The sequence below is a fragment of the Pseudomonas allokribbensis genome (genome assembly GCF_014863605.1).
Classification (GTDB): domain Bacteria; phylum Pseudomonadota; class Gammaproteobacteria; order Pseudomonadales; family Pseudomonadaceae; genus Aquipseudomonas; species Aquipseudomonas allokribbensis.
Genome location: NZ_CP062252.1, coordinates 206,136 through 224,346 on the forward strand (window position 1 = coordinate 206,136; position 18,211 = coordinate 224,346).

Sequence of the window (18,211 nt, forward strand, 5' to 3'; positions counted from 1 at the left end):
CACTCTTTAACCTTTAAACATTGGGCCGCCCCGTGCTGCCAGTGCTAATCTCCACCGCTAAATTCAGCGGAGTCGAGCCACGGCCCGGTCACGGGTTCACGGAAGACGACCACACCTTCAGCCACGGAAATCGATCAGGTCATTCATGAATAAATCAGCAGGCGTGCTTCTCGGAATCGTTGTTGCCATCGGCGCCATCAGCGTCGGCGGGGCCTGGTACACCGGCACCAAGATCGAAGGCGTGCTCAACAACGCCGTCGTCGATGCCAACAAAGAGCTGCAAGCCGCCATGGCCGGTTCCAACGGCAGTGCGTCGCTGGAGCTGGTGTCGCTGGAACGTCACACCTTCAGCAGCACCGCGCACTATCGCCTCAAGGGCGAAGGCGAGATGTTCGGTGAAGCGCCGGTCGAGCTGCTGTTCGTCGATCACATCGAACACGGCCCGCTGCCGTTCTCCCGCCTGGTCTCGCTGAAATGGCTGCCGGTCATGGCTACCAGTCACTACGAGCTGGAAAAGACCCCGATCACCGAAAAATGGTTCGCTGCCACCAAGGGCGCCGCACCACTGAAAGGTGTGGTCAATATCGGCTACGACCAGTCCACCACCGGCAACATCGAACTGCTGCCACTGGAAACCGCACTGGACGAGCAGTCGAGCCTGAAATTCTCCGGCCTGAACATGGATATCTCCGCCAGTGCCCAGGCGCAGAAGGTCAAGGCCAACGGCTACATGGACAGCCTGCACCTGACCACCGTGGCTGAAGACCAGGCGCCGGTGCAGATCGAACTCAGCGGCCTGACCCTGGCCAGCAACCTCGCCAAGAGCAGCTACGGCTACTACACCGGCGAAAACACCCTGGAACTGACCAGCAGCAAGACCACTTTCGGCGCCAAGCAGTCCGTGCTGGGTGTGAAGAACTTCGAAATGAAGAACCTCACCGAAGAAAACGGCACCAATGCTTCCGGCCGTGCCGACTACAAAATCGGTGAAGTGACCCTCAACGACAAGAAAATCGGTTCGGCCAATCTGGCCATGAGCCTGAAAAACCTCGACATCCCGTCGGCCCTGTCGCTGATGCAGATCTACCAGACCAAGCTGCAGCCGTACGAAAAAGCCGCCGCCGAAGCCACCGCCGCCGGTCTGCCGGCGCCCGAGCTGAACCTGACCGAAGCCGAGTCCACTCAGGTCAAGGCTGACCTGCAGAAACTGCTGGCAGCCGGCCCGCAGCTGGCGCTGGAAGACCTGTCGCTGAAAACCGCCAACGGTGAAAGCCGGGCCAATCTGGTGCTCGACCTGACCAAACCGGCCTCGATGGACCTGCCGCCGGATCAACTGGGCAAACAGCTGATCGCGTTGCTCGACGTCAATGTGCAGGTGTCCAAGCCGATGCTGGTGGACCTGCTAAGCGTTCAGGCCCAGATCGATGGTCAGACCGACGCCAAAGCCATCGTTGACCAGGCCAGCGGCGCTGCCGACATGTTCTCCGGCATGGCCGTGGGTTCGCAGCTGGCAACGCTGGATGGCACCAATGTGACGACCAAGTTGCATTACGCCGCCAATCAGGTGGAGTTCAACGGCCAGAAAATGACCGTCGAGCAGTTCGTCGGTTTCCTGATGAGCAAATTCGCTGGCGTCAACGTAAGCCAGGAACAGTAAAACCCCTCGCTACACCTCAACGCCCGGCCTTTGCTTCCCGCAGACACCGGGCGTTTTGCTGTCTGGACTCTGCGTTTGCGGCGCGCGCCAGCTTTTCCGGTCACGAATCTGAACAAATATTGTGTTCTGAATATTGGTCTACGCTTGCGTGCAAGACTGCTTGGATAAGCTTGGCCAAGTGATTCTGACTTGGCCTCCGTTACGAATTGGGCAAGGGGGGGCATTGCAACCCGGCTGGCCATGTAAGGATGCTGACGAATGCCGCGTACTGATGTTCCCGTATTACATCGTGGTTTACGCCCTTTGTTTCGAGTCGCGCTGTGCAGCCAGTTGCTCTGGCCGGTGCTCGCGTTGGCCGATACGGCCTACGATCAAATGGTGCTCGACGCCCGGGCAGGGCATTACACGCCTGCGCTGACCGCTTTGCGTCAAGTGCCGCCGGCCCAGGCTTCCACCGGGCAGGTCAGCGATCACTTGCAAATCGCCAGTTGGGCCGGGCTCGACGCCGAAGTGGTGCAGGTCTACGAGACCCAGGGACGCGGCCGCGCATTGCCGATCCAGGCCCTGACCGCCACCGCCCGCGCCTATCGCAATCTCAAGCGCTGGGATCAGGCCTCCGAGGTCTACACCAAGGCCCTGGCGCTGGAACCGAACAATGCCGACCTGCAACTCGGTCTGGCGTTGACCCAGGCTGATTCCGGCAAACCCGACGAGGCTGTGACCCGTGCGAAAGCGCTGGTGGCGGCCAAGCCCGACGATCCTTCCCGCCGTCTCGCCTTGGGCTATGCCCTGACCCGCGCCGGCAAGCAATACGACGCGCTGTTCGAATACGATCAGGCCTTCTCTCGTGCCGGCAGCAAACCGGAAGTTGCCCGTGAGTACGTGGTCGCTCTGCAAAAAGCCCGTCTGCCTGAGCCTGCGCTACGCCTGGCCAACCAGCGTCCGGGGCTGATCGATCCGGTGACGCTGCGCCGTCTCGAAGGCGATCTGGCTGCCGAACGCGTGCGTCTCGCCGAATTCGCCACCCGCAGCGAAAAAGAACGTTATGTGATCGCCGACCGTGCGTTGGCCGACTACGACAAACTGCTCGCCACCTGGACCCCCGACGCCAGCGCCCACGATGATGTGACCCGCTGGCGCATCGACCGCATGGGCGCCCTCAAGGCCCGGGCGCGTACCGCCGACGTCATCACTGAATACCAGAAGCTGCAAGCGGAAGGCGTGAAGATTCCGACCTACGCTTTGCGTTGGGTCGCCGCGTCTTATCTGGATCGACGGCAACCGGAAGTCGCCACCGATCTCTATCGCCAGGTGCTCTCGGCGCCGGACGCCGATGCCGGCGATCGCCTCGAAGACACCACCGCGCTGTATTACTCGCTGCTGGAGAGCGACCGGGCCGACGAGGCACGCAAGGTCGCCGAAGACCTGGCCAAGAACGAGAAACCGCGCGTCGAACTCAAGGGCCTGCCAATCGGCAACCCAAGCGACGACTGGATGGACGCGCAATTGCTCTCGGCACAGGCTGCCGGTACCTACGGCGCGGACTTGCCCCACGGCGAGGATCGCTTGCAGACGCTGGTCGATCAGGCGCCGGGTAACATCGGCTTGCGCCTGTCCCAGGCCGATCTGTACCTGGCCCGCCAGTGGCCGCGTCGCGCAGAAAGCCAGCTCAAGGAAGTCGAGAGCGTGGTACCACGGGATATGGGTCTGGAAGTCGCTCAGGCCCGCACGGCCATGACGTTGCAGGAATGGCGGCAGATGGATGCGCTGACCGACGACGTCGTCGAGCGTTTCCCGGACAACCGCCAGGTTCAGCGCGCCGCACGCGAGCGCGAAGTGCATGACATGTCAGAGCTGCGCGTCGAAGCCTACGGCGGCAAGGCCAATGGCGGCAGCGGCGGCAATGCCGGCGCGGTCAGCGGCAGTCGAGACTTCGGCATCCAGAGCACGCTGTACAGCCCGCCGATCGATGAAGACTGGCGTGTGTTCGCCGGGGTCGGCTATGCCACCGGCGACTTCGCCGAAGGAACCGGCAACCACCGCTTCCAGCGCGTCGGCCTGGAGCGCCGCACCCGTGACATGACCCTTGAAGCCGAAGTCTCCAACCATTCCTACGGTTACGGTGACAAGCAAGGCGCTCGTCTGGCAATTGCCCGGGACATCAACGACAACTGGCAGTACGGCGGCAGCCTTGAATACCTGTCGGCCGACACCCCGTTGCGCGCGTTGAACAGCGACATAAAGGCCAACGGCGGCAGCGGTTTCATCCGTTGGCGCGCCAACGAAAGCCGCGAGTGGAAACTGTCGGTCAGCCCGTCGCATTTCAGCGACGGCAACAACCGTGTCGAAGCCTTGCTGACCGGGCGCGAAGGCGTCTACAGCACCACCCACGTGCAGGTCGACGCGGGTCTGGAAGTCGCCACCAGCCACAACTCCAATTCCGAAGACGTGCCGTACTACAACCCGAAGGCGGACCTCAGCGTGATGCCGACGGTCAACGTCAACCACGTGCTTTACCACCGCTACGAAACCTCTTGGAGCCAGCAGTTCCAGGCCGGTGCGGGTACGTACAGCCAGCGTGACCACGGCACCGGCGGCATGGCGTTGCTGGGCTACGGCCAGCGCTATGCCTGGAACGACGTGTTCGAGGTGGGCGGTTTGTTCAGTGTGATCAACCGGCCCTACGACGGTGACCGGGAAACCGATCTGCGTCTGCTCGTCGACCTCACTTTCCGCTTCTAGAAGAGTTTGAAGATGCCTTTTATTTCGCGTTTCATCCTTCTGCTGGGAGTGCTGCTGGTCAGCGCCTGTGCCCAGCAAGCTCCGGCCTTCGCACCGCCGTCCGAGCGCCCGGTGGCGGCCAATGAAAAACCATGGCCGAAAAACCACGTGCTGGGCATTGCCTACCACGACATCGAAGACCGTGATCCCGATCAGGCGGTGGTGGCGGTGCGTACCGAGCGCATGATCGAGCAACTGGCGTGGCTGCGGGAAAACAACTACAAGCCGGTGACGGTCGATCAGATCATGGCCGCGCGCAAGGGCGGGCCGGAACTGCCGCCCAAAGCGATCCTGCTCAGCTTCGACGACGGTTATGCGAGCTTCTACACCCGTGTGCTGCCGGTGCTGCGTGCCTACAACTGGCATGCGCTGCTGGCGCCGGTCGGCGTGTGGATCGACACACCGCTGAATCAACCGGTGGATTTCGCCGGCACTCCGCGTCAGCGCTCTGACTTCCTGACCTGGGATCAGGTGCGCGAAATCTCGCAATCCGGCCTCGTGGAAATCGCCGCTCACACCGATGCCAGCCACAAAGGCATCCTCGCCAACCCGCAAGGCAACCTGCAGCCGGCCGCCGCGACCCGGCGCTACGATCCGGTGACCAAACGCTATGAAACCGAGGCGGATTTCCAGGCGCGGATCCGCACCGACGTGGCCACCATTTCGGAGAAAATCCGCAAGGCCACCGGCAAGAAACCGCGTATCTGGGTCTGGCCATACGGTACGGCGGACGGCACTTCGCTGACCGTGGTGAGCGAGCAGGGTTATGAAATGGCCCTGACCCTCGACGACGGTCTCGATGCCTTAGACAACCTGATGAGCAGCCCACGATTCCTCGTCGCCTCCGACCCGGACGGCGAGCATTTCGCCAACAGTATCGTGGCGGTGCAGTCCGATTTCGCCATGCGCGTGGTGCATGTGGACCTGGACAACGTCTACGACCCGGATCCTGCGCAACAGGAAGTGAACCTCGGCAAACTGATCCAGCGCATGGCCGACATGGGCGCCAACACGGTGTTCCTGCAAGCCTTCGCCGATCCGAAAGGCGATGGCCTGGTGCATTCGCTGTACTTCCCCAACCGTCATCTGCCCATGCGTGCCGACATTTTCGACCGTGTCGCCTGGCAGTTGCGCACTCGGGCTCACGTGAAAGTGTTCGCCTGGATGCCGGTGCTGAGTTTTGCGCTGGATTCGAAGCTGCCACGAGTCACGCGCTGGGATCCGAAGACCGGTACCACGTCGGTCGACCCGGATCAGTACAAGCGGCTGTCGCCGTTCGACCCCGAAGTGCGGCGGGTCATCGGTGAAATCTACGAAGACGTGGCGCGCCTGACTTCGGTTGACGGCATCCTCTACCACGACGACGCCGTGCTGTCGGATTTCGAAGACGCCAGCCCCGAAGCGTTGAAGGCCTATGCCGCCCACGGTCTGCCGGGCTCGATTGCCGCCCTGCGCGACGATCCGGCGGCCATGCAGCGCTGGACGCGATTCAAGAGCCGCTACCTGATCGACTTCACCAACGAACTGACCGCCAAGGTCCGCGCGATTCGCGGCCCGCAAGTGCTGACCGCACGCAACATCTTTGCCGAGCCGGTGCTCAATCCGCAAAGCGAAGCGTGGTTCGCGCAGAACCTCGACGACTTCCTCGTGAGCTACGACTGGACGGCGCCGATGGCCATGCCGCTCATGGAAAAGCAGACCCATGCGCAATCCGGCCCGTGGCTGGAAGAACTGGTGGCGAAGATCAAACAGCGCCCCGGTGCGCTGGATCGCACGGTGTTCGAATTGCAGGCCCGGGACTGGACGAAAAAGGACCAGGCCGACATCGACGGTGCACAACTGGCCGACTGGATGGGCCGCCTCAAGCGTCAGGGCGCGACGAGTTTCGGCTACTACCCGGACAACTTCCTCGAGAACCTGCCGGACCTGAAAACCGTGCGGCCTGCGCTCTCCAACAAATGGAACCCATGACATGCTGGATAGACTGCTGGCCCTGCTTGTTCTGGCGATTGTCCTCGGCGTCCCGCTGGGGCTGATCTTCCTGGTCACCGGGCAATTCCTGATGGACTTCGTGTTCTTCTACCCGCTGTTCATGTCCGGGTTGTGGATTTCCGGCGGCCTGTATTTCTGGCTGCACTGGGAGCGGCACTGGCCGTGGAAGGACGACACGCTGCCGCCACCGCTGGAAGGCGAACCACTGATTTCGATCCTGATCCCTTGCTACAACGAGGGCGACAACGCCGCCGACACCATTCACGCGGCGCTGGCCCAGCATTACCCGAACATCGAAGTCATCGCGATCAACGACGGCTCCAAGGACAACACCGCGCAAGTGCTGGATGCGCTGGCCAAGGAAGATCCTCGGCTGCGGGTGCTGCACCTGGCAGAGAACCAGGGCAAGGCCGTGGCCCTGCGCATGGGCGCCATCGCTGCACGCAGCGAATATCTGGTGTGCATCGACGGTGATGCGCTGCTGGCGCCGAACACGGCGGCTTACCTCGTGGCGCCGATGCTCGACAACGCGCGACTGGGCGCGGTGACCGGTAACCCGCGGATCCGCACGCGTTCGACGCTGGTCGGGCGGGTTCAGGTCGGCGAGTTCTCGTCGATCATCGGGCTGATCAAACGCACCCAGCGAGTGTTCGGGCGGATCTTCACCGTGTCGGGTGTGATCGTCGCGTTCCGTCGCACGGCGCTGAACCGGGTCGGCTACTGGAGCCCGGATATGATCACCGAAGACATCGACATCAGCTGGAAACTGCAACTGGACCACTGGAGCATCTTCTACGAGCCCCGCGCCCTGTGCTGGATCCTGATGCCGGAAACCCTGGGCGGGCTGTGGAAGCAGCGCCTGCGATGGGCCCAGGGCGGTGCCGAAGTGCTGTTCAAGAACATTCGCGGCATCTGGCAATACCGTCACCGTTACCTGTGGCCGCTGCTGTTCGAATACTGCCTGTCGACCGGGTGGGCGTTCACTTTCCTGTTGTCGGTGATGTTCTGGGTGATGGGCAAATTCATGGTCATGCCCGAAGCGATCGCCGTGCATCACCTGATGCCGCCGGCGTTTACCGGGTTGCTGCTGGCGTTTGTCTGCCTGGTGCAGTTCGCGGTCAGCATCATCATCGACCGGCGCTACGAGCCGGGTCTGGGCAAGACCATGTTCTGGGTGGTCTGGTATCCATTGGTGTTCTGGTTCATCAGCCTGCTGACCACGCTGGTCAGTTTTCCCAAGGTGCTGTTCGGCCAGCATCAGAAGCGTGCGCGTTGGGTCAGCCCGGACCGGGGTATCAAACCGGTCGGGGACGACGAAGAGGAGGTCATCAAATGAAAATCATCCGGACCCGCCAGCGACCATTCCTGGTGGTGGTCGATGTGTTCCTCACGGTGCTGGCCTGGGTGGGCCTGCTGTATCTGTTGGTGCGCGGGCTGTGGCCGCTGATCGAAACCCATGCCGGCGGGCCGCGCATCGACAACTCGGCATTCGAAGCGCTGGGGACCTTGCAGATCTACCTGTGGGTGGCGCTGGTCAACGCCGTCATTCTGATTTCCTGGGCGCGTTATCAACAACGTAAGAGCCGCAGTTTCGCTCAGCGTCGCCTGGCGGCTCCGGTGGTCGACGATGATGGCCTGAGCAAAAGCTTCAAGCTGTGCGATGACCGCCTGCAGAAACTTCGCAGCCCGGGCGTCATCACCATCCACAACAATCAGGACGGTGACGTCAGCCATGTGGTGCCGCACCTGTGGCCGGTGGAACAGGCGGAATTGCCGCCGCCGCTGGCGCCACTGGAGCATCCGCGGGTGATCTTTCTGCATGCCGAGGACGACGATAACCGTGAGCCGGTGAACCGTCTGTAAGCGCGGTGATACCAATGGGCGTCATTTGCCACTGCCACGGCACGAACGGTACAGCTATAGTCTGCAGGCCGAAGACGGCCCAACTGCACAAGGTGCTCCCGGAATGACCCGATTGACCTCTCTCAACCCTTGGCTGGCGGCCGTTGCCGTCGCCCTTTGCGTGCAGTTTCCGGCGCAAGCCCAGGAGCGCTTCACCCTCAGCATTCCCGGTGTTTCGGACAACCGTCTGTTCACTGCGGCGGCAGCCAGTGACGCCGCCGGTTGCGGCGGCAAGAACCAGTCGCCGGCGTTGAGCTGGAACGCCGGCCCGGCCGCGACCCAGAGCTACGCCATCGTGATGCACGATCCGGACGGCCAGAAAGGCCTGGGCGTCGATCACTGGGTTCACTACGGCATCAAGGCCACGACCCGGCAGATCCCGGTCGGCATCGGTACCAAGCCGACCTTCGAAGGCCTGGGGGGCACCAACAGCAAAGGCACGACCACCTATGTCGGCCCATGCCCGCCGACCGGCGACAGCGCGCACCACTACATCATTCAGATCTACGCCCTGGACCTGGCCCCCGACGCCTTGCCGGCCGGCCTGACTCGCGCACAGCTGCTGGAGAAAATCAAAGGCCATGTGCTGCGCAACAGCAGTGCAGTGCGGCGTTATCACCGCTGAAAAAAATTTCGGCGGCGTTTAACCCGAACTGAAAGGGCTGTCCGTCTCAGAGGTTGAATGGATCAATTCTTCCTCGAGGTCAGCCCCCATGTATCTTCCTTCGATGCTTCTGCGACCCCTTGCTGCCGGTGTGCTGTTGGCCGTCGCCGGTTGCGGCATTTCCTCCAGTCCGGAATCCGCCGCCGTGCCGCCACCGGCACAGCTCCCCTCGAAACCCGTGGTACAGCAAGAAGTGGTCATGGCCGATCACTCCTTGGCCAAGCGCAGCGCGCTGGCGGTGCCGATGGCCAGTTTTGCACCGATGCCGGCCGGGGAAAGTTATCCACAGGACTATCGCGCCGAGCCGCGTGAGCAATACGAAACCCTGGCGGATAATCCGATCCACAGCGTTGCCGAAACGCCCGTTTCGACCTTCAGTGCCGATGTGGATACTGGCGCCTACGCCAATGTCCGGCGTCTGCTCAATCAGGGACGCCTGCCGCCGGAAGGCGCGGTGCGGCTGGAGGAGATGGTCAATTACTTTCCGTATGACTATGCGTTGCCCACTGACGGATCGCCGTTCGGCGTAACCACCGAACTGGCCGCTTCGCCGTGGAACCCGCACACCCGCCTGCTGCGCATCGGTATCAAGGCCTCTGATCGTGCGGTGGCGGAACTGGCCCCGGCCAACCTGGTGTTTCTGGTGGACGTATCTGGCTCGATGGATCGTCGCGAAGGGCTGCCGCTGGTCAAAAGCACCCTGAAGCTTCTGGTCGATCAACTGCGCGAACAGGATCGCGTGTCGCTGGTGGTGTATGCCGGCGAATCACGAGTCGTGCTGGAACCGACTTCCGGACGGGAAAAGGCGAAAATTCGCACAGCCATCGAGCAGTTGACGGCGGGAGGCTCGACCGCAGGCGCCTCCGGCATCGAGCTGGCCTATCAAATGGCACAACAAGCCTTCATCCCCAAAGGCATCAACCGCATCCTGCTGGCCACCGACGGTGACTTCAACGTCGGTGTCAGCGACTTCGACAGCCTCAAGCAAATGGCTGTGGATAAACGCAAGACCGGGATTTCCCTGACCACCCTGGGTTTTGGTGTGGATAACTACAATGAACATCTGATGGAACAACTGGCGGATGCCGGCGACGGTAACTACGCCTACATCGACAATCTGCGTGAAGCGCGCAAGGTGTTGGTGGATCAGCTCGGTTCGACCCTCGCCGTGGTGGCGAAAAACGTCAAATTGCAGGTGGAATTCAACCCGGCGCAGGTCAGCGAATACCGGCTGCTGGGTTACGAAAACCGCGCGCTCAAGCGTGAGGATTTCAGCAATGACAAGGTCGATGCCGGTGAGGTCGGTGCGGGACACACAGTGACGGCGTTGTATGAAATTGTCCCCGCAGGCGAGAAGGGCTGGCTGGAACCGCTGCGTTACGGAAAAACCGATGCAGGGATTTCTGAAAAGAAAGGAGAACTGGCAATGCTGCGTGTGCGATATCAAAAGCCTGAAGGTGGGAAAAGTCTGCTGATCGAGCGTCCAATTACCAATCAAGTCGCGCCGGCCAGCGAGGATCTGCGATTTGCCGCCGCCGTTGCCGCGTTTTCCCAGCAGCTCAAGGATGGCCGCTATACCGGCGATTTCAGCCTCAAGGACACCGAAGCGTTGGCCCGAGGTGCCCGTGGCGATGACCGCTTCGGCCTGCGCAACGAGTTCGTGCAACTGGTGGAACTGGCGCAGAGCCTGCGGACTTCGACCGCCTCCAACACGATGCCGACCGAGCGACGGATTGAATAGTGAGCCGCCTGAAGGGGTTTGTCAGCCAGCTGTTTGCCTCCGCAGACAGTCTTGAGGCCAGCAGCGACGAATCGCTGCTGGCCCGTTATCGCGAGGGCGACGGCAAGGCGTTCGAGATCTTGTACGCCCGCCATCGCCAGAGCCTGTACCGGTTTCTGCTCGGGTTGAGCGGCAAACCGGAACTGGCCGACGAGGTGTATCAGGACACGTGGCTGAGCCTGATCCGCAGCAGCAGTCAGCCACAAGGCCGGGCGACTTTTCGTACATGGTTGTTCCAGATTGCCCGCAATCGTCTGATCGATCACTGGCGCAAGCACGGCGCCCATCAACCGCTGCATGACAGTTACGACGAGCTGACCCATGCGGTCAGTGACGATGCGAGCGACCCCGAGCAACTGCTGAGCCTCAGCCGCGACAGTCAGCGCCTGGACAGCGCCCTGCAAACCTTGCCCGCCGACCAGCGCGAAGTATTCCTGCTGCGCGCCCACGGCGACCTCGACCTGGCGCAAATCGCCAGCCTCACCGAAACACCGCTGGAAACCGTCAAGAGCCGCTTGCGCTACGCCCAGCAAAAATTGCGTCGGCTGCTGGCCGAGGAGGTACTGACATGACGGACACCCGCCAGACACCCGAAGAGCAACTGCTCAAGCATTACCGCGAGCAACAGAACGGCGAGCCGCCGGCGAATCTAGACGCGCTGATTCTCAACGCCGCGCATCGCCAGATCCCGGCACCGAAACCGAGCCTGTGGCAGCGCTGGATCAAGGCCTGCCAGACACCGCGCTATCAGGTGGCTTTCGCCAGTCTGGTCGGCATCGCGCTGATGCTGTCGCTGGTGCATCGCGCGCCGGAACCCGTGGCTCATTACGATTTCGCCCCAGCCGCCAAACCTGCTGCGCCAATGGCTCGTAAAGAGGCCATCGAATCCCGGACATTATCAGCACCCGCTGGCGCGTTATCCGCTCCTGCGCCTGCGCCGATGGCGGAAATGGCTGCGCCGATGCAAAGCGAATCGATCAGCGCCGACAGAGCGGACGAAGCCAAAGTCAGCAAGCGCGCTGCCGCCCCGGCCAATGGCCTCGACGAGCAACTGCGCGAAGTCCTGCGCCTGCGCGAATCCGGTCAATCACTGGCTGCCGATACCCTGTACAACAATCTGCACAAGCGTTACCCGAGCGTGAATCTGGACCTGCGCCTCGAACAACTCCGCCAGAACTGACCGGGTGAACTCTCAGCCATTTGGCATTGCCCCGTAAAAACGCGCACTATCAGGCCATTGCCGATGCGCTGGAGGATGCCGTGGCCCAAAAAATCGACCGCATCGCCCAAATGCTCAACTGCCCGGTGAAGGGTGAGGAACTGCGGCGAGCAGTGACCGAGAGTCGTAAGGAGTTTCTTCTGGCGAAACAGGCAGAAGAGGATCTGGAGGAAGACGTTCTTGATGATGAGTTGATCGAGGACGACGAAGACGATGATGAATACGACGAGTTTGACTGGACGACGGAGTGAGTCGCCAATCAGCACCCACAAAAAAGCCCCAGACCTTACGGCCTGAGGCTTTTTCGTTTCTGTTCATGGCGCACCAGGCGGGATTCGAACCCACGACCCCTGCCTTCGGAGGGCAGTACTCTATCCAGCTGAGCTACTGGTGCAGCGGGCGACATCATACCTAGGTCGGCTCGGGGCGTCCATGCCGGGTTTTGGCGCTTATTGTCAGTGCGCGTGTCGGTCGAAAGCGCTGCATTCCATAAAGCTGTAACGTCCTGCAAAAGGCTCGCTTGGCGCTTTGGCGGGACTGAACTAAGGTTTCGTTGCGGCGCAGGCTGGTTTGCTCGTTGATCTGAAAAATCCGGCAAAAGCGGCGTTTTTGTTCTTTTTTTCGAACGACCTATTGTCCTTTACCCCCTTTGATCCTACGATCCGTTTGAGATTTCAAACGCTCTTTGATCGGGTGCCAAGCCGTACGTGTTTGCAACCGTGCACACTTCAGGTGCTTCAGCCCGGTGAATGATTTCCCTGACGGCAGCCTTGCGAGGCGCCTTTCTACAATCATAATTTTGCTCCGCGCTGGCCGCGGTGCTGTTAAGGAAAGCCGACATGCAGCTTAAAGACACCCAGTTGTTCCGCCAGCAAGCCTTCATCGATGGCGCTTGGGTCGACGCGGACAACGGTCAGACGATCAAGGTCAACAACCCGGCCACCGGCGAAATCCTGGGCACCGTGCCGAAGATGGGCGCTGCCGAAACCCGCCGTGCCATCGAAGCCGCCGACAAGGCGCTGCCGGCCTGGCGTGCACTGACCGCCAAGGAACGTGCAGGCAAACTGCGTCGCTGGTTCGAACTGATCATCGAGAACCAGGAAGACCTGGCTCGCCTGATGACCCTCGAGCAGGGCAAGCCATTGGCCGAAGCCAAGGGCGAGATCGTCTACGCCGCTTCGTTCATCGAGTGGTTCGCCGAAGAAGCCAAGCGCATCTACGGCGACGTGATTCCGGGCCACCAGCCTGACAAGCGCCTGATCGTGATCAAACAACCGATCGGCGTGACCGCCGCCATCACCCCGTGGAACTTCCCGGCGGCGATGATCACCCGTAAAGCAGGCCCGGCCCTGGCTGCCGGTTGCACCATGGTGCTCAAACCTGCTTCGCAAACCCCGTTCTCCGCTTTCGCCCTGGCCGAACTGGCCCAGCGCGCCGGCATCCCTAAAGGTGTGTTCAGCGTGGTGTCCGGCAGCGCCGGCGACATCGGCAGCGAGCTGACCAGCAACCCGATCGTGCGCAAACTGTCCTTCACCGGTTCGACCGAAATCGGTCGTCAGCTGATGTCGGAATGCGCCAAGGACATCAAGAAAGTTTCCCTGGAACTGGGCGGTAACGCACCGTTCATCGTGTTCGACGACGCGGACCTGGATAAGGCCGTCGAAGGCGCGATCATTTCCAAGTACCGCAACAACGGCCAGACCTGCGTCTGCGCCAACCGTCTGTACATTCAGGATTCGGTCTACGACGCCTTCGCCGAGAAGCTGAAAGCGGCCGTCGCCAAACTGAAGATCGGCAACGGTCTGGAAGACGGCACCACCACTGGCCCGCTGATCGACGAGAAAGCTGTGGCCAAGGTGCAAGAGCACATCGCTGACGCCGTTGCCAAAGGCGCAACCGTGCTGGCCGGTGGCAAGCAGATGGAAGGCAACTTCTTCGAACCGACCATCCTGACCAACGTGCCGAAAAACGCTGCGGTGGCCAAGGAAGAAACCTTCGGTCCGCTGGCGCCGCTGTTCCGCTTCAAAGACGAAGCCGAAGTGATCGCGATGTCGAACGACACCGAGTTCGGTCTGGCTTCCTACTTCTACGCTCGCGACCTGGGCCGTGTATTCCGTGTGGCTGAAGCCCTGGAGTACGGCATGGTCGGCGTCAACACCGGGCTGATCTCCAACGAAGTCGCGCCGTTCGGCGGCATCAAGGCCTCGGGCCTGGGCCGTGAAGGCTCCAAGTACGGCATCGAAGATTACCTGGAAATCAAATACCTCTGCCTGGGCATCTAAGCCGGGAAAGGGATCGCTGCAAACGCAAAGGGCACGAGAGCGCTGTCCCTTTGCGTCGTTTCAAACCGGAATTTTCTCTGCGGCCGGGAACGCCGTGGCAGTCGATCATCGCATGCTGCCACCGCCGATTCCTCCCGCTTAATCCTTGAACCACGCCGCCCGATGAGCGGTGAATGAGGACTGTAATGAGCAAGACTAACGCTGAACTGATGGCCCGTCGTACCGCAGCTGTTCCACGTGGTGTTGGCCAGATCCACCCGATTTTCGCCGAGTCCGCGAAGAACGCGACCGTGACCGACGTTGAAGGTCGTGAATTCATCGACTTCGCCGGCGGTATCGCCGTACTGAACACCGGCCACGTGCACCCGAAAATCATCGCCGCCGTGACCGAACAGCTGAACAAGCTGACCCACACCTGCTTCCAGGTGCTGGCCTACGAGCCGTATGTCGAGCTGTGCGAAAAAATCAACGCTCGCGTACCGGGCGACTTCGCCAAGAAAACCCTGCTGGTGACCACCGGTTCCGAAGCCGTTGAAAACGCCGTGAAGATCGCTCGTGCTGCCACTGGCCGTGCTGGCGTGATCGCTTTCACTGGCGCTTACCACGGTCGCACCATGATGACCCTGGGCCTGACCGGTAAAGTCGTGCCTTACTCGGCCGGCATGGGCCTGATGCCAGGCGGCATCTTCCGCGCGCTGTACCCGAACGAACTGCACGGCGTGAGCATCGATGACTCGATCGCTTCCATCGAGCGCATCTTCAAGAACGACGCCGAGCCGAAAGACATCGCCGCGATCATCATCGAGCCTGTGCAGGGTGAAGGTGGTTTCTACGTCGCGCCGAAGGAATTCATGAAGCGTCTGCGTGCCCTGTGCGACCAGCACGGCATCCTGCTGATCGCTGACGAAGTACAGACCGGCGCTGGCCGTACCGGTACTTTCTTCGCCATGGAACAGATGGGCGTTGCCGCCGACCTGACCACCTTCGCCAAATCCATCGCTGGCGGCTTCCCGCTGGCCGGTGTCTGCGGCAAGGCCGAATACATGGACGCCATCGCGCCAGGCGGCCTGGGCGGCACCTACGCCGGTAGCCCGATCGCTTGCGCCGCTGCTCTGGCAGTGATCGAAGTGTTCGAAGAAGAAAAACTGCTGGACCGCTGCAAGGCTGTCGGCGAGCGTCTGGTAACCGGCCTGAAGGCCATCCAGGCCAAGTACCCGGTAATCGGCGAAGTCCGTGCCCTGGGCGCCATGATCGCGGTCGAGCTGTTCGAAAACGGCGACAGCCACAAGCCAAACCCGACCGCAGTCGCTGCTGTCGTGGCCAAGGCGCGTGACAAAGGCCTGATCCTGCTGTCCTGCGGCACCTACGGCAACGTTCTGCGCGTCCTGGTACCGCTGACCTCGCCGGACGAGCAACTGGACAAAGGCCTGGCGATCATCGAAGAGTGCTTCTCGGAGCTGTAAGCCCGGGCACTGTGTGATCGGATCGACAAAAAACCCGCTTCGGCGGGTTTTTTTACGCTTGCTGAAACACATACCCCGCATTCGAGCTGTATCGAAACGCCAGCATTGGCTAAGGTTCAAGCATTGCAAGGGAGGGCGAGCATGCCTGCCGTCGAATTACCCGCTGTACCCCGAGTCCTGATTGCTGAGGCCGACCCCTGGTCTCGTGACCTGCTCAAACAGGTTTTGCTCAACGTGCGCTGCGATGCGCGGCTGGATCTGTGCGCCGATGGCCAGGAGGCGATGACGCTGCTCAGCGAAGTCCCCTATGACCTGGCGATCGTCGACTGGGAGCTGCCCGGTGTCGACGGTTTGAACGTGTTGCGCAGTGTCCGCCAGCGTAAACGCAATCCGCCGCTGCCGTTCATTCTGATGAGCAGCCGCAACGACAGCGCCAGTGTGCGCGAAGCCCTGCCATTGGCGCCGACGGCCTATCTGGCCAAACCCCTGAACATGGAAAGCCTGACCGAGCGTTTGCAGGGGCTGCTGCTCAATGCCGGCGAGGAAGTGTTCTGCGAAGTGCCTGCACTGGCGCCAGGCATGACCCTGTCGGTGTTCCTCGAGCGTCGCCGCGAGCAGGCCGACGGCGCACCGTTGATGACCGACGTTCAGGTGGCGGTCAAACGCAGCCTCAACCCCAACGGGCTGGATCTGAAGCTGCTGGAAGAGGAAATCCGCACCGACCCGCAGATCACCGCCGTGTTGATCGCCGCAGCCAACAGTGCCGCTCAGCATCACGGTGCGGCGGTGCAGACCCTGGCTCAGGCGCTGCATCGCCTGGGCACCGGCCAAAGCATGAACCTGATCCTCGGTCTGGCGCTCAAGCGCAGCGCCAGACTCAGCGATCCATGCCTGGCGGACTACGCGGAGCGCTATTGGGGCCTGTCGCTGCACACCGCTGAATACGCGCGTACCCTGGCGCGTCTGCTCGATCTGGATCAGGAACGCTGCTATTGCGCCGGGATGCTCCATCGTCTCGGCGATCTGGCGTTGCTGCGTTGTTTGCAGGAGTGGAAGCAGGCCGGCGGCGAGCTGGATGAACTGGAGGAAGTCGGCGATGCGCTGGCGGAATTCGGTGCGGCGTACGGCTCGGCGTTGCGTACTCGCTGGCGTTTGCCGCTGGAGTTGCGCGAGTTGATTGCATCCGTCTACCAGCTCGGTGGCGGGGTGTACTCCCGCGAAGCATTGGTGATGAACATGGCGGCGCAGATGGCGCGGCTGACCGAGCACGAGGGCGTCGAGGAGCTGGCGAAGAGCCGCACGGCGCGCCTGCTCAAGATCGGGCTGCCGGAGCTGATGCGGATGCGCAAATAGCGCTTGTTCCGCATCAGCGCTGTGTTCAGCCGGAAATGATCCGGTTCTTGCCCTGACGCTTGGCCTCGTACATCGCCGCATCGGCTCGGGCGAACAGGTCGTCGAGGCTTTCGTCTTCCGGGGTGAGGCTGGTGAGGCCCTGGCTGACGGTGATGCCGAAGGTCTGTTCACCGTGGCTGAAGCTCAGACGCTGGATTTCCTGTTGCAGGCGCTCGGCCACCTGCATCGCCATGTCCGGCGCGCAGCCCGGAAAAACCGCAGCAAATTCCTCACCGCCAATCCGTCCGAACAGATCCCCCCGACGCAACGAGGCGCGGCCACTTTCGGCGATTCGTTGCAGTACGTGGTCGCCTTCCGGGTGGCCGTAAGTATCGTTGATCACTTTGAAGTCATCGATGTCCAGTAGCAGAAACGCCAGTGGCGCACCCTGCAAACGGGCTTCTTCAAACTCGCGGTTGGCGCATTCGAAGAAGTGTCGACGGTTGCTGCTTTGGGTCAGCACGTCGGTGGTGGCCAGGCGTTGCAGCTCGGTTTCCATCTGTTTTTTTTCGGTGATGTCTTCGGCGATGCCGACGATGATCACCGGCTGCCCCGGTTCTTCCTGGCGGTTGATGAAGCACTTGTCGCTGATCCAGCGCACCTGGCCGTCGGCGTCGATGATCCGGTATTCGCGGTCTTCCACGGCGCCTTTGTGCAGCACTTCGGCGAGGCTGCGTTCGGCGTATTCCAGATCCTCGGGGTAGATGCTGTCGCGCCACTGGTTATGGTCGGCGAGCAGCAGGGCGGCCGAACGGCCGAAAATCCGTTCATAGGCGGGGCTGACGTACAGCACCTGACGGGTTTCCCAGTTGAAGGCCCAGAGCACGGCGTTGACGCTGACCAGCAGCGAGCTGAACAGCTGTTCGCGTTCGCTCAGGCGCGCCACTTCGCCCTGGGCGTGCATCAGCGCCATCAGGGTTTGTGCGGCCTCTGGCCACTGGGGAAGGGATGAGTCTTTTTGATTGTTGTTGACCATCGACACGGATCTCAAAGGGCGTGCCGATCAGTCGACAACGGCCACGGGACAGCCCGCCGGGGGTGGCGAAGTGTCTTTGAGATAGGGGATCGGGGGTGAAGTT

At 61.7% G+C, this 18,211-nt stretch carries 14 protein-coding genes and 1 tRNA gene; 13 read left to right on the forward strand and 2 right to left on the reverse strand.

What is annotated here, in order from left to right; all coding sequences use genetic code 11:
* The first annotated feature begins 145 nt into the window (after positions 1-145).
* The 10 genes from IF199_RS00880 to IF199_RS00925 all read left to right on the forward strand — a co-directional run bounded on the left by IF199_RS00880 (position 146) and on the right by IF199_RS00925 (position 12,246).
* On the forward strand, positions 146-1,657 hold the full coding sequence (locus tag IF199_RS00880; protein ID WP_192559455.1) for a YdgA family protein: 1,512 nt from the start codon (positions 146-148) through the stop codon (positions 1,655-1,657).
* A gap of 258 nt (positions 1,658-1,915) precedes the next feature.
* Positions 1,916-4,399, forward strand: coding sequence for a poly-beta-1,6 N-acetyl-D-glucosamine export porin PgaA (gene pgaA, locus IF199_RS00885; RefSeq protein ID WP_192559456.1), 2,484 nt, complete (start codon positions 1,916-1,918; stop codon positions 4,397-4,399).
* Between the two features lie 12 nt (positions 4,400-4,411).
* Positions 4,412-6,409, forward strand: coding sequence for a poly-beta-1,6-N-acetyl-D-glucosamine N-deacetylase PgaB (gene pgaB / locus IF199_RS00890; protein WP_192559457.1), 1,998 nt, complete (start codon positions 4,412-4,414; stop codon positions 6,407-6,409).
* A gap of 1 nt (position 6,410) precedes the next feature.
* Positions 6,411-7,766, forward strand: coding sequence for a poly-beta-1,6-N-acetyl-D-glucosamine synthase (gene pgaC / locus IF199_RS00895; RefSeq protein ID WP_192559458.1), 1,356 nt, complete (start codon positions 6,411-6,413; stop codon positions 7,764-7,766).
* Positions 7,763-8,293 carry a poly-beta-1,6-N-acetyl-D-glucosamine biosynthesis protein PgaD gene (gene pgaD / locus IF199_RS00900; RefSeq protein WP_096821852.1) on the forward strand — a complete coding sequence of 177 codons (531 nt, stop codon included), beginning with the start codon at positions 7,763-7,765 and terminating at the stop codon, positions 8,291-8,293. The genes pgaC and pgaD overlap by 4 nt, the downstream gene beginning before the upstream one ends.
* 103 nt (positions 8,294-8,396) lie before the next feature.
* On the forward strand, positions 8,397-8,957 hold the full coding sequence (locus IF199_RS00905) for a YbhB/YbcL family Raf kinase inhibitor-like protein (protein ID WP_192559459.1): 561 nt from the start codon (positions 8,397-8,399) through the stop codon (positions 8,955-8,957).
* Positions 8,958-9,045: 88 nt separating this feature from the next.
* The gene (locus tag IF199_RS00910) at positions 9,046-10,737 is read left to right on the forward strand and encodes a vWA domain-containing protein (protein ID WP_192559460.1); all 1,692 of its coding nucleotides are present in this window, start codon (positions 9,046-9,048) and stop codon (positions 10,735-10,737) included.
* 29 nt (positions 10,738-10,766) lie between these two features.
* Positions 10,767-11,348, forward strand: coding sequence for an RNA polymerase sigma factor (locus IF199_RS00915; protein ID WP_244142474.1), 582 nt, complete (start codon positions 10,767-10,769; stop codon positions 11,346-11,348).
* A complete protein-coding gene (locus IF199_RS00920) occupies positions 11,345-11,956 on the forward strand; it encodes a hypothetical protein (protein ID WP_192559462.1) in 612 nt (203 codons plus the stop codon). The genes IF199_RS00915 and IF199_RS00920 overlap by 4 nt, the downstream gene beginning before the upstream one ends.
* Before the next feature lie 20 nt (positions 11,957-11,976).
* On the forward strand, positions 11,977-12,246 hold the full coding sequence (locus tag IF199_RS00925; protein ID WP_219737388.1) for a hypothetical protein: 270 nt from the start codon (positions 11,977-11,979) through the stop codon (positions 12,244-12,246).
* Between the two features lie 66 nt (positions 12,247-12,312).
* On the opposite strand, the gene IF199_RS00930 is transcribed toward IF199_RS00925, so the two are convergent.
* Positions 12,313-12,389: transfer RNA gene (locus tag IF199_RS00930), tRNA-Arg, on the reverse strand.
* Between the two features lie 445 nt (positions 12,390-12,834).
* On the opposite strand from IF199_RS00930, the gene gabD reads away from it, so the two are divergent.
* The 3 genes from gabD (at position 12,835) to IF199_RS00945 (ending at position 17,093) form a co-directional block, all read left to right on the forward strand.
* Positions 12,835-14,277, forward strand: coding sequence for an NADP-dependent succinate-semialdehyde dehydrogenase (gabD, locus tag IF199_RS00935; protein WP_085712649.1), 1,443 nt, complete (start codon positions 12,835-12,837; stop codon positions 14,275-14,277).
* A 185-nt stretch (positions 14,278-14,462) separates the two neighbouring features.
* A complete protein-coding gene (gene gabT / locus IF199_RS00940; RefSeq protein WP_192559463.1) occupies positions 14,463-15,740 on the forward strand; it encodes a 4-aminobutyrate--2-oxoglutarate transaminase in 1,278 nt (425 codons plus the stop codon).
* Positions 15,741-15,881: 141 nt separating this feature from the next.
* A complete protein-coding gene (locus IF199_RS00945; protein ID WP_096821856.1) occupies positions 15,882-17,093 on the forward strand; it encodes a response regulator in 1,212 nt (403 codons plus the stop codon).
* A gap of 25 nt (positions 17,094-17,118) precedes the next feature.
* Here the strand turns inward: IF199_RS00945 and IF199_RS00950 are convergent, their stop codons facing one another.
* Entirely contained in the window at positions 17,119-18,108 is a 990-nt protein-coding gene (locus IF199_RS00950; protein WP_096821857.1) for a GGDEF domain-containing protein, read from the reverse strand.
* Between the last annotated feature and the right edge of the window lie 103 nt (positions 18,109-18,211).